Source organism: Hymenobacter guriensis (genome assembly GCF_015773195.1).
GTDB lineage: Bacteria > Bacteroidota > Bacteroidia > Cytophagales > Hymenobacteraceae > Hymenobacter > Hymenobacter guriensis.
The window spans coordinates 1-11,632 of sequence record NZ_JADWYK010000008.1; the positions used below are offsets into that span (position 1 = coordinate 1).

Sequence of the window (11,632 nt, forward strand, 5' to 3'; positions counted from 1 at the left end):
TTGGATGCGCATTTTCTGGCCTTCGTTCATATTGCCGCAACTATACTCTGGTTGCGCGACTGTTAACACTTCCTAGTGAGCATATTACAGACAATGTCAGCCGTGCGGCGAGTTCTGTCAGTTGCGCAATGGGCATTGTCAGACCCGCAGAAGACATTGTCAATGGCGCGGAAGCCTTTGTCACTCGCGCGGAAGGCATTGACCAGCGCGCAATAACCAATGTCAGTCGCGCATTAGACGTTGTTAGGGGCGCGGAAGGCTTTGTCAGACCCGCAACAGCCAATGGCAGAGGTGCGGGAGGACTTTGTCAGCGGCGCAGAAGGCAATGTTAGGCATGCAGGCCGTGACTCAACGGCGGAACGAGGAAGCCTAGGCTGCGGGAGTGTCACGAACTGCTACTGAGGCAGCAAGGGTGTTAACTCAAGGAAGTAGATACTCAGTCTGGGGCATTAGGCATTCAACTCTGCGGATTCCCTTTTTCTGCCTACTTCCTGGCGGGGAAGCACACTTGAAACGTATTGCCGCCGGCAAATAGCCAGGCCTTTTCCGGGCCGGTAAAGGCAGCAGGGGAGACTTTAGAGGCTATGGGTAGTTCTTCTTCCTGCCAACTGCGTCCGGTATCCGTGCTGTGGTAGGCATGGTAGGTATTCAGGGCTACCGTGGTATCGGAGTAGGAAGCCAGCAAGGTGATGCTGCAACCGGAAACGTGGAGGGCTTCTGCTAACAACGGCTGGCCCTGGGAGAGGCCGAAGCTATGGATGCGGCTATAGCGTCCGGTGTGCTGGTCGCGGCGCAGGAGCTGAATGGTTCCGGCAGGGTCGTCGCTGGCCAGCCAGAGGTTGCCGGCCGAGTCGGAAGCCACCGCTTTGTCGACGCGCCCTTGCGGAATAACTTCTACCGTGGCGGCGGATGTTGCCCAATTGATTTTGGCTAGATGCGTGCTGTAGTAGGGCGAGCCAGGGGAAGTGAGCAGCAGCCAAGAAGTGCCATCCGGCGTGTGTAGGCCCCAGGAAGCTCTGTCCGACAAGGGTAGTGCTGCCCGCTGCCATTGCCGCCCGCCGTCCGTCGTATGGTATATGAGTCGAAGGCCGTGCTCATAATGATTGGTAAGGGCAAAGCCCTGGGTTGAGTCGGCGAAGGAAAGGCTGGTAATCTGGTGAGGGAGTACGCCTATCGGTTGCCAGCTCCGGCCCTGGTCCACAGAGCGCAGGAGCCGGGAAGAATCCCGCTGAGCGTCGGACTCCTGGAGCTGAACCGCGAATACTACGGGCCCGGCCTTGGTAGTCAGCACAAACCGGCTCCCGGAGTCGCCGGTGGTTTTCTGCCAGTTGCGCCCTCCGTTAGTGGTCCGAAACAAGGTGGCAACCTGACCAGCACGGAAATCTGAACCCAAGCCACCCGCATCAGGAAGGATACTGCCCAGTACCAAGCCAGTGGAGTCGTTTATGAACAGCGTGGCCTCTGCATGAAAGCCAGTAAGTGGCAGGCCTTCTCCAGTTACCAGCTGCCAGGAAGAAGAATTGGAGGAGCAAGCCGCCGCGCCAACAAACGTCAGGCAATATAACAGGAGGCGGTAACAAGGATGGTTGCGGTTCATGAGCAGCAAGGTAACAACGCCTGCTTATCATTCGGGTACCGCTACTTCTCCTCCGTCAGCACGGTGAAGTAGAAGCTGGGGAGCAGGTTATGGACAGTCCAGACGGCTTGGCCGTTTTCGCGCTCTACCATGCCGGGCTGCTTCTGGCGCACCACGGGAATGGAAAAATACTTGTTTTCGGGGGCTTGCTTTTCGCTTTGCAGCCACTGCAGGGTGGCGGCCACGGGCTGACCGTTGAGCACGAGGTGGTAAGGCCGCAAATCCAACTTCAGCCAGCCGGTGCGGGAAGGTGGGCAGAGGAGCTGCACATCCTGGGTGCTGATCAGCTGGTCGGGGTGGTTGCCGCGCACCGTGTACAGGTTGAGACGAAAACGCAACCGCTCGTACTTGTTGTCGGTGAAATAGACGTAGAGCTCTTCGAGGTAGGAGCGCCGCCCAGGAGTAAGCAACGTTCCCAGCTCCCAGCCCCATTCATCATCGACGGTGGTTTTGCCCGAGCTGCCGGCCATCCAGCGTACATCAGCCTTTTCGGCGGTGCGGCCCAGCTTAGCCGGCTGCACCTTGCGGCTTTGAATGGTAACGCCTTCGAGCACTTGGTGCAGGGGCTGGAGCTGAAACACCCGCTGCCCGGCCTGCCATTGAGTTGGCGCCACCACATAGGGCATAAAGCCCACGCAGGAAACGAGCAGGGTGTCGTGTACATCGGGTGGGAGGCGCAATACGTAACGGCCCTGCTCATCGGCAGCGGTACCAATAGCTTTGCCCGGCACGCCCAGAATGGCAAACGGCACCGGCTCCTTGGTTTGGGCATTGAGCACCTGGCCAGTGGCTGTTACCATTTGGGCCTGGCTGGTAAAACTAGCCAAGCTCACCAGCAGGAACAGGCAAAGCTTATCAACCATAACAAAGCGAATACGGAAAGTTAATAGCTGGTTACAGACAATGTAAAGAAAGAAACAAAGTAAAGGGGCATTTCCGAAGGAGGGAGGCAGTCGGTAAGCCACCAAAAAACGCCAGCCTGCCCGTAGGCCCGCTGGCGTTTTTATAACCCCGGCAATGGTTGGTTTATGAGTGAGCGGCCTTCTTTTCCAGGGCCTGCAACAGCTCATCGGCCGCCTTTTCAATGTCTTGGTAGCCTTGCTGAGCCGCCCGCTCCTTGGCCGCAATCAGCCCGTCGCGGTGCACAGTTTTGAAGTCGCCGTAGGGGAAGTGGTAGCGGCCCTTGGTGTCTTCGCCCTTGGTTTCGTCGAGGCCCAGGTGCCACTGGCCGTATTCGGCTATTTCGTGCTTTTCCAGAAACTTGTTTTCCTGGGTCGTGTCGGGGTTGTGCTGGCCCCAGTGGCCTTGGTCGTTTTTGAGTTTGCCGTCCGCAATTAGCTGTTTGGCAAACTTCACGGCGGCAGTATTCAGGTGCAGGCTCATAGGAAGGGAGGTTGAGTTAGAGAACGGCCAGTCACCGGTGGTTGGCCTTGCCAGCGTGTACGCAGGAGTTGGCAGGCCGTTGGTGCCCGGCAGGCTCCTGGCAACTGACAACGGAGCCATAGATTAAAGCCAATTGATGCCGGTACTGAGTGCCAGCCGCCAGAGCAGAGCCAGCAGCAGCGTAAGCAACACGAAGCCCGAGGCAACAACTGTCTTCTGCGGGTACGGCACGGTTTCCTCAAAAAGCTCGTTGCGGCTGGCTACGCTGAGCGGCAACACGAGCAGACCCATCGTGAGAAACAATAGGCCCTCGTGACGCGTCAGGTCGGGTAACTTCAGCAAAGCCAGAAAGGCGCTGCCCCCCAGCCAGGGCACCAGCAGCCCGCTGAAAATCAGCTGCCCCCGGTTCTTGTAAAGCATCATCGTGCGCGAGTCGTGACTCTGCAGAAAGGCCACCGCCGACAGGTAGCCGACCGCCACCGCTACCAGGCCACCTACTACTGCCAGCACGATGGGCAGCGTCTGGCCCCCCGAAATAAACAGCCAGCGCGGCACGTACCAGAAGCCTTTGTGGGTAAAGCAGCCGGCAATGAGCCCGCCTACCACCAGGTTGAAGAAGTGCAGGGCCAGCCAGAAGTAGAGCAGCTTGAGCCGGCCCTTGCGGCCCCGGCCGCGAAACCAGAACAGTGCCCCAAACGTCAGGGCCAGCAGTAGGCACAGCAGTGGCCCCGCCCCGTACACTGCAACGACGGCAATGCGCCACCACTGCTGGTTGGAAATCAGAAACTGAATGTGGCTCACGTGCACCGTGAGCGGTATGCCCAGCCGGTGAGCCATGGCCGCCGTAGCCAGCTGGTGTACCCCGTAGGCCAGCAGGTAGGCCAGCACGTAGAGAGCGGTGGAGTTGAGGGCCGTAATAGTGGCTTTGCTGGACTCCAGGCGGGAAACAGGACGGGTAAGCTCGACATTCATAGCAGGAAAAAAGCAGTTCGCAGCCCAAGATACTGAATGCCCCGCAGGCGGCCATATGCACCGGCCAACTCGGGTAAACTAGCTTTTCCGGGCCGTTTTGCCTACCTTCGCAGCTAGAAAAAACTGTCTCTAGTGAAGAACATCCGCAATTTCTGCATCATCGCCCACATCGACCACGGCAAAAGTACGCTGGCCGACCGCCTGCTGGAATTTACCAGCACCGTGGCCAAGCGCGATATGCAAGCCCAGCTGCTCGACAACATGGACTTGGAGCGGGAGCGGGGCATCACCATCAAGAGCCACGCCATCCAGATGCAGTATCAGTACAAGGGCGAGCAGTACACGCTCAACCTGATTGATACGCCCGGCCACGTCGATTTCAGCTACGAAGTTTCCCGCTCCATTGCCGCATGCGAAGGCGCTCTGCTGATTGTGGATTCCTCGCAGGGGATTGAGGCCCAGACGATTTCCAACCTGTACTTGGCTATTGGTTCCGACCTGACCATCATCCCGGTGCTCAACAAAATCGACCTGCCCCACTCCATGCCGGAGGAGGTATCAGATGAAATTGTGGACCTGATCGGCTGCGACCGGGACGAAATCATCCATGCCTCGGGCAAGGCCGGTATTGGTATCGAAAATATCCTTAACGCCATCTGTGAGCGGATTCCCGCGCCCCAGGGCGACCCGGAGGCCCCGCTACAGGCCCTCATCTTCGACTCGGTTTTCAACTCTTACCGGGGTATCGAAGTCCTGTTTCGTATCAAGAACGGCACCATGCGCAAGGGCGACAAGCTCCGCTTCATGGCTACCGGCAAGGAATACGGCGCCGACGAAATCGGCATTCTGGGCCTCAACCAGGAGCCACGCCAGGAAGTGGCGGCCGGCAACGTAGGCTACCTCATTTCCGGCATCAAGGAAGCGCGCGAAGTAAAAGTAGGCGACACCATCACCCACGTAGCGCGCCCCACGGCCGAGGCTATTCAGGGCTTTGAGGACGTGAAACCCATGGTATTCGCCGGCATTTACCCTGTGGATACCACCGAGTACGAAGAACTCCGCTCCTGCATGGAAAAGCTGCAGCTCAACGACGCCTCCCTCGTGTGGGAGCCTGAAACCTCGGTGGCCCTGGGCTTCGGCTTCCGCTGCGGCTTCCTGGGCATGCTCCACATGGAGATTGTGCAGGAGCGTCTGGAGCGCGAGTTCAACATGACGGTGATTACCACCGTGCCCTCGGTGCAGTTTCACGCCACCGGCACCAAAGACCAGCGGCTGACCATCAATGCCCCGAGCGAAATGCCCGAGCCGAACATGATCAAGCTGATTGAGGAGCCCTACATCAAGGCCCAGATTATTACGGCGGCCGATTACGTGGGTTCCATCATCACGCTGTGCATGGAGAAGCGCGGCATCATCAAGGGCCAGAGCTACCTGACGAGTGAGCGGGTGGAAATGACGTTTGAGCTGCCCCTGTCGGAAATCGTGTTCGACTTCTTCGACAAGCTCAAAACCATTTCGCGCGGCTACGCTTCCCTCGACTACGAGCTGATCGGCTTCCGCGAGTCGGATATGGTAAAGCTGGACGTGATGCTGAACGGGGAGAAGGTGGATGCCTTGTCGGCCATTGTGCACCGCAGCAAGAGCTACGACTGGGGCCGCCGCCTCTGCGAAAAGCTGCGCGAGCTGCTGCCCCGCCAGCAGTTCGAAATTGCCATTCAGGCCAGCATCGGCCAGAAAATTATTGCCCGCGAAACCGTAAAGGCCCTGCGCAAAAACGTAATTGCCAAATGCTACGGCGGCGACATCAGCCGCAAGCGCAAGCTGCTCGAAAAGCAGAAGGAAGGCAAGAAGCGGATGCGCCAGGTAGGGTCCGTTGAGATTCCGCAGGAGGCCTTCCTGGCCGTATTGAAAATTGACTAATGCTGAAACGCGGCTCCGAAAGGGCCGCGTTTCTTTTATGTTGCGAAAGGTAAAGATGGGACGCAGAATTCTACTGATGCTAGCGTTTGGAATTGCCTTCGGGCTCGGCTACCTGCTTCGGGGACTCCAGCCACCTGCAATTGACAAAGCATATGAAGTAGTTATGCAATCCGGGCATTATATACAGGGTCGAAACGCTCTGCTGCCTCCTTACCCTAGTGAATTGAACAACGCCATAATATTCCAACGGGCTGCCCAAAAAGCCAACTGGCAGTTACCGGGCCTCACTTATTCAAGTGGAGTAAACAATGATGCCATGCGAAACTGTATCCGCGTTGTCAGGCAGGACGGTAAGCGGTTTGAAGCGCTATCAGTACCTAAGGAAATATTGGGCGGTACGTATTACCTGATAAGCAATGATTTACTTTATGAGCTGTTGCCGATACCCATAAAAATTACGCACGAGAAATAGGATATACCCTCACCAGCCAAATTTCAAGACAACTCTTTCTTTCACCTCATACACTTCCCCTGACACGGCGAGGTATGATTACCACCTCACCCCATGTCGAATACCCTTCTCAAGAACTGCACGAGCCCGGAACAGCTAGAAAAAATCATCAAAGGCCAGGAGCGTAAGTTCCGCTGGCGCGACGACTGGCCCGCTATGGAAGCCGCTTTGCAGGCTGCCGGCGCCGCCGCCATTGCCGCCCACGCCAGCAAGCCCAAGCCCGAACAACCACAGGACATAGCCTAACTCTCGCATCATGACCACAGCCCCCGACGCCCCCACCTACCGCCTTATCGACGGCAAGCAGACCGCCGAGGCCATTAAAGAAGAAATTGCCGCCGAAGTAGCCCAGCGCCGCGCCGCCGGTCAGAAAGTGCCCCACCTGGCCGCCGTGCTGGTAGGCCACGATGGCGGCTCCGAAACCTACGTGCGCAACAAAGTGCTGGCCTGCGAGCGGGTAGGATTCGAAAGCACCCTGCTCCGCTACGAAGACACCATGACGGAAGCCGAGCTGCTGGCCAAAGTAGCGGAGCTGAACGAAGACGACAACATTGACGGCTTCATCGTGCAGCTGCCCTTGCCGCGTCACATTTCCTCCGAAAAGGTGATTGAGGCCATCCGCCCCGAAAAGGACGTGGACGGTTTCCACCCCATGAACATCGGCCGGATGGTGGCCGGGCTGCCCGCCCTGTTGCCCGCTACGCCCTCGGGCATTGTGGAACTGCTGCGCCGCTATAAGCTGCCTACCGATGGCAAGCACTGCGTGGTTATCGGCCGAAGCAACATCGTGGGCACGCCGGTTAGCATCCTGCTGGCGAAGAACTTGGAGCCTGGCAACTGCACGGTTACTTTATGCCACTCGCGTACTCAGAACCTGGCCGAAATTACTCGCACCGCCGATATCCTGGTGGCTGCCCTGGGTCGCCCGGAGTTCGTGACGGCCGATATGGTGAAGCCTGGTGCTGTGGTTATCGACGTAGGCACTACCCGGGTGGAAGATGCTAGCCGGAAAGCCGGCTGGGCGCTGAAGGGCGACGTGAAGTTCGATGAAGTAGCTCCGTTCACTTCCTACATCACGCCCGTGCCCGGTGGCGTAGGGCCCATGACCATTGCCATGCTACTGCTTAATACCCTGCGGGCAGCGAAAGGCGAGGTGTACGCCCGGTAGAATCCTATTTTTCCGGTATCTTTGGCTTTCATTTGCCGCCGGATTCTGTTACTTTTCAGGTCGGACGTCTGGGGCGGAACTATGCTGCGAGGTAGCTGGTTCCGCCCCGGAAACCGGCCTTTTTGATTTTGCTTGCGCTTTGACTGACTTACTTACTTCTCTGCCCGTCCTTTCCTCCCTCATACCGGATACTACGGCGGCTCTGCCGCTGATGGAACAGTTTTATACTATTCAGGGTGAGGGGTATAACGCCGGGCGCGCGGCCTACTTCCTGCGCCTGGGCGGCTGCGACGTAGGCTGCGTGTGGTGCGACGTGAAGGAATCCTGGGATGCCGGGCAGCACCCGCGCGTGGCTCTGGCCGATATGGTGCAGGCCGCCACCGCACACCCCGGCCGCAACGTGGTCATCACCGGGGGCGAGCCGCTGATGTACAATCTTACGGACCTCACCAAGGCTCTGAAAGAAGCCGGTTGCCAGACCTGGCTGGAAACCTCGGGCGCGTATCCACTTACCGGCACCTGGGACTGGGTGTGCGTGTCGCCCAAGAAGTTCAAGGCGCCGCGGCCCGACGTGGTGGCACAGGCGCACGAACTCAAGGTAGTGGTGTTCAACAAGAGCGACTTTGCCTGGGCCGAGCAGCATGCCGCCCTGGCCGGACCCCACACGCGCCTTTACCTGCAGCCGGAGTGGAGCAAAGCCGCCGCCATTACGCCCCTGCTCATCGACTACGTGAAGGAGCACCCGCAGTGGCAGGTGTCCCTGCAAACGCATAAGTACCTCGATATTCCCTAAGCTCCCACCACCGTGTATGCGTCGTTTCTTCGTTGTTGCCTTGTTCGCGCTGGCCTTGCTGGCCGGGCCGCCGCTATACGCACAGCAAAAGCTGTCGACTACCAATACCAAAGCACGCAACCTGTTTGAGAAGGCCCAAAGCCAGGCCAAAAACCGGGAGTTCGACAAGGCCATTGAAACGCTGCAGGTGCTGAACGCGAAGTTTCCTTCGCTGGGCGAGCCATATCTGGTGAAAGGCTCCTTGCTGAAAGCCACCGGCAACACCCGCGCGGCTTACGAGGCCTATGAGCAGGGACTGAAGCTGCTGCCTTTCGACCCGGCCCGGTTTCTGGATTATTTTACGCTGGGCGAACTGGCCATGAGCTTCGGGGAGTACCCAGTGGCGGGGGAAAGCTACAGCCGCTTCCTGAAATCGGCTCCGAAAGGCCACCGTAGCATTCCCAAGGCGCATCAGCAATTACTAAACTGTGAGTTTGCGGTGAAAGCCGTAGCCGCGCCTACCGGCCCGGCACCCCAGCGCGTGGCCGAGCCGCTCAATACGTTCCGCTACCAGTACTTTCCTTCCATCACCGCCGATAACCGCTTTCTGCTGTATACGGCCCGGCCTACGGCCCAGAGCGACGAAGACCTGTACCTAAGTCGTCAAAACAAGGATGGCACTCTGGGCACGCCGCAACCCATTTCGGCCGCTATTAACACGCAGTTGAATGAAGGCGCCGGCTCGATTTCCGGCGACGGCAAGACCCTGGTGTTTGCCTCCTGCGACCGGCCCGGCTCGGTGGGCAACTGCGACCTGTACATTTCGCGGCGCACCGGCAACAACTGGAGCAAGCCCCGCAACCTGGGCAAGCTGGTCAACTCCGTGGCCTGGGACTCCCAGCCTTCGTTGTCGGCCGATGGACGTACGCTGTACTTCACCTCCGACCGGCGCGGCGGGCAGGGCCTGGAAGATATCTACGTGACGACGCTGCAGGAAGACGGAACCTGGAGCCCTGCTCGCAACCTGGGCACGCCCGTCAATACCGCGGGCAAGGATATGGCGCCCTTCATCCATGCCAGCGGCACCACGCTGTACTACGTCACGGATGGGCTGGTAGGTATGGGCGGGCTCGACGTGTATAAGTGTAATCTGACCGGAACTGCCTGGTCGCAGCCTGAAAACCTAGGCTACCCGCTCAACACCCACGAAAACGAAGCTTCGCTCTTTATTGCCTCCGATAACAGCCGGGGGTACTGCTCACGTACCCGCCCCAACGAACCCGGCGTTATGGAACGGGACCGGCCGGTGGAGCTGTTTTCGTTCGACGTTCCCAAAGCTGTTCGTTCGCGCGAAACCAGTACCTACACCCAGGGCCGCGTGTTCGACGCCACTACCAAGAAGCCCCTCAAAGCCGATGTGCAGCTCTACGATCTGCAAACCAACGAACTGGTCCAGTACGTGACGTCAGACCCCTTGGATGGCGACTATACCGTGGTGCTGAACGAAGGGCGGCAGTATGCTATGTATGCCTCGGCCGATGGCTATCTGCTCAAAAGCATGAGCTTCGACTACACCGACAAACACGCCTTCGACCCGCTCACGCTGGACTTGTACCTGGACCCGTTGCGCGCCGGCCGCACGATGGTGCTCAACAACCTGTTTTTCGAAACCAACGAGTTCAAGCTCAAGCCTACCTCCCGCACGGAGCTTAACCGGCTGATTGCTTTTATGCGCCAGTACAAGGACGTGCAGGTGGAAATAGCCGGCCATACCGATGATATCGGGGCTGATAATGACAACGAAAAACTTTCCCTGAACCGGGCCCGCTCCGTCTATGATTATCTGGCGGGGAACGGCATTTCTGCCAACCGGCTGCGATTCAGAGGCTACGGCGAAACCAAGCCGCTGGTACCAAATGATTCGGACAGCAACCGGCAGCAAAACCGTCGGATTGAGTTTCGGATTCTGTAGGCTACTTGCACTTTGAAAGGCTTGGCAGCCCTGTTCTTCACTGAACAGGGCTTTTTTTATGCTCGGATGGCGCTGAGTTTACTTATAGTTGGAGTTTTTCTTAAGCCAATTAATGGCCTGGTAATCTATATTATAGGTATTTGGCCTAAAAGCTTTAAATTAGAATAGTAATAATTTTTCTTTTTTAAATCAAAACTTCCTGTATCTTTGCTAGCAAGGGGCCAGGTTCTATTTTCCCTAGAAGCCAGGCGCCGTGTTTTCGCTTTTCCTTCTTCTTTTTCTCACTCTCTTACCTCACTTTCTTTTACGTATGAAAAAGCTCTGCTTACTCATTGGAATGCTACTGGCACTGGGCACGGCCAGCCAGGCGGGTTCCGGCGTCACCACCATCACTACCGACCACGGCGCGGCCATTGCGGCCCGTGCAACCAAACTTTCGCGCTCTATGGCCAGCGCCATGCAGTTGGACGAAGGGCAGTATCTCAAAATCAAAAAGCTCAACACCCGGATGCTCATTGCCGTGGATGATCTGAAGTCGCGCTACGCTGCCGACCCTGAGATACTCGACCAGCAGCTGGCGGATGCCCAACAGCAGTACGAGCAGGCCCTGGCCGATTTGCTGCGCCCCCGTCAGCTAGCCATGTACCACGAAGCCCAAACGAACATGACGGCCCTGAGCATCATGGCAAATTAGAATGAGCCAATCGGCCATCCTCCAAAAGCACCTGCGCAAGTAGGTGCTTTTGCATTTTTATAACATTTGCAAAATAAAGTTTAACTATTCGCTGTTAGAAAGGCTGGTTATTATTATCTTTGGTCAAGATAAAGTAGGGGAATTTGAATAGTGCGGTTTACCCTCTTTTTCCGGGTTCAGTTTACCTGACTACACCTATAGCTCTTGCTGCCCATGCGTACTTCTACTCCTGCCATTTGTGCCGTGCTGCTTTTTTGCAGCGGCAGCCTCCTGTCTGGCTGTATGAATACGGCCGGCGACACGCCCATCAGCCGGCAGGCTACTTCTATCAGCCGCTCTTTCGCGGATGAAGGCCAGCTAAATGAGGGGCAGTACAAGCGCGTACGTAGCCTGAGCATTCGGATGATGCGGGAAGTAGCGCGGGTACAGATGCATGCCAACTCACCGCAGGAAAATGAAACTCAACTCGCCCGGATTCAGGCCGGCTACGAAGCGCAGCTGGCATCCATCCTGATGCCCGACCAAATGGCCCGCGTACAGCCGTTGATGCCTCAGCTGGCGGTACTACACAGCCAGACCGTAGCCGCCCGCTAGCGCCCATCCA

Annotated in this window: 12 protein-coding genes; 8 read left to right on the forward strand and 4 right to left on the reverse strand. The window is 57.6% G+C overall.

Features of this window, described 5'->3' with window-relative positions; translation table 11 throughout:
* Positions 1-484 precede the first annotated feature (484 nt).
* The 4 genes from I5L79_RS13730 to I5L79_RS13745 all read right to left on the reverse strand — a co-directional run bounded on the left by I5L79_RS13730 (position 485) and on the right by I5L79_RS13745 (position 3,991).
* Complete coding sequence (locus I5L79_RS13730; RefSeq protein WP_196955638.1) at positions 485-1,597, reverse strand: WD40/YVTN/BNR-like repeat-containing protein; 1,113 nt, start codon at positions 1,595-1,597, stop codon at positions 485-487.
* Between the two features lie 41 nt (positions 1,598-1,638).
* Positions 1,639-2,499: a carboxypeptidase-like regulatory domain-containing protein gene (locus tag I5L79_RS13735; RefSeq protein ID WP_196955639.1), complete on the reverse strand. Its 861-nt coding sequence runs from the start codon at positions 2,497-2,499 to the stop codon at positions 1,639-1,641.
* A gap of 163 nt (positions 2,500-2,662) precedes the next feature.
* Entirely contained in the window at positions 2,663-3,019 is a 357-nt protein-coding gene (locus tag I5L79_RS13740; protein ID WP_196955640.1) for a hypothetical protein, read from the reverse strand.
* Positions 3,020-3,142: 123 nt separating this feature from the next.
* Positions 3,143-3,991, reverse strand: coding sequence for a hypothetical protein (locus I5L79_RS13745; RefSeq protein ID WP_196955641.1), 849 nt, complete (start codon positions 3,989-3,991; stop codon positions 3,143-3,145).
* A 132-nt stretch (positions 3,992-4,123) separates the two neighbouring features.
* Here I5L79_RS13745 and lepA point away from each other — a divergent pair, with 132 nt between their 5' ends.
* From lepA to I5L79_RS13785, 8 genes are all read left to right on the forward strand, one after another.
* The gene (gene lepA, locus I5L79_RS13750) at positions 4,124-5,911 is read left to right on the forward strand and encodes a translation elongation factor 4 (RefSeq protein ID WP_196955642.1); all 1,788 of its coding nucleotides are present in this window, start codon (positions 4,124-4,126) and stop codon (positions 5,909-5,911) included.
* A 223-nt stretch (positions 5,912-6,134) separates the two neighbouring features.
* Complete coding sequence (locus I5L79_RS13755; RefSeq protein ID WP_196955643.1) at positions 6,135-6,383, forward strand: hypothetical protein; 249 nt, start codon at positions 6,135-6,137, stop codon at positions 6,381-6,383.
* 93 nt (positions 6,384-6,476) lie between these two features.
* Positions 6,477-6,668 (forward strand): hypothetical protein, encoded by a 192-nt coding sequence (locus tag I5L79_RS13760; RefSeq protein ID WP_196955644.1) that lies wholly within the window; start codon positions 6,477-6,479, stop codon positions 6,666-6,668.
* Between the two features lie 10 nt (positions 6,669-6,678).
* Positions 6,679-7,590, forward strand: coding sequence for a bifunctional 5,10-methylenetetrahydrofolate dehydrogenase/5,10-methenyltetrahydrofolate cyclohydrolase (locus tag I5L79_RS13765; protein ID WP_196955645.1), 912 nt, complete (start codon positions 6,679-6,681; stop codon positions 7,588-7,590).
* Between the two features lie 211 nt (positions 7,591-7,801).
* Positions 7,802-8,383, forward strand: a complete 582-nt coding sequence (locus tag I5L79_RS13770) for a 7-carboxy-7-deazaguanine synthase QueE (RefSeq protein WP_196955809.1) — start codon at positions 7,802-7,804, stop codon at positions 8,381-8,383.
* 16 nt (positions 8,384-8,399) lie between these two features.
* Entirely contained in the window at positions 8,400-10,334 is a 1,935-nt protein-coding gene (locus tag I5L79_RS13775) for an OmpA family protein (RefSeq protein ID WP_196955646.1), read from the forward strand.
* Between the two features lie 310 nt (positions 10,335-10,644).
* Entirely contained in the window at positions 10,645-11,028 is a 384-nt protein-coding gene (locus I5L79_RS13780; protein WP_196955647.1) for a hypothetical protein, read from the forward strand.
* Positions 11,029-11,241: 213 nt separating this feature from the next.
* Positions 11,242-11,622, forward strand: coding sequence for a hypothetical protein (locus I5L79_RS13785; protein WP_196955648.1), 381 nt, complete (start codon positions 11,242-11,244; stop codon positions 11,620-11,622).
* Positions 11,623-11,632: the final 10 nt, after the last annotated feature.

Coding starts and splice junctions, on each gene's coding strand:
- I5L79_RS13775 (WP_196955646.1), top strand. CDS start 8,400: ATGCGTCGTTTCTTCGTTGTTGCCTTGTTCGCGCTGGCCTTGCTGGCC.
- I5L79_RS13785 (WP_196955648.1), top strand. CDS start 11,242: ATGCGTACTTCTACTCCTGCCATTTGTGCCGTGCTGCTTTTTTGCAGC.
- I5L79_RS13745 (WP_196955641.1), bottom strand. CDS start 3,991: ATGAATGTCGAGCTTACCCGTCCTGTTTCCCGCCTGGAGTCCAGCAAA.
- I5L79_RS13760 (WP_196955644.1), top strand. CDS start 6,477: ATGTCGAATACCCTTCTCAAGAACTGCACGAGCCCGGAACAGCTAGAA.
- I5L79_RS13730 (WP_196955638.1), bottom strand. CDS start 1,597: ATGAACCGCAACCATCCTTGTTACCGCCTCCTGTTATATTGCCTGACG.
- I5L79_RS13780 (WP_196955647.1), top strand. CDS start 10,645: ATGAAAAAGCTCTGCTTACTCATTGGAATGCTACTGGCACTGGGCACG.
- I5L79_RS13770 (WP_196955809.1), top strand. CDS start 7,802: ATGGAACAGTTTTATACTATTCAGGGTGAGGGGTATAACGCCGGGCGC.
- I5L79_RS13765 (WP_196955645.1), top strand. CDS start 6,679: ATGACCACAGCCCCCGACGCCCCCACCTACCGCCTTATCGACGGCAAG.
- I5L79_RS13740 (WP_196955640.1), bottom strand. CDS start 3,019: ATGAGCCTGCACCTGAATACTGCCGCCGTGAAGTTTGCCAAACAGCTA.
- I5L79_RS13735 (WP_196955639.1), bottom strand. CDS start 2,499: ATGGTTGATAAGCTTTGCCTGTTCCTGCTGGTGAGCTTGGCTAGTTTT.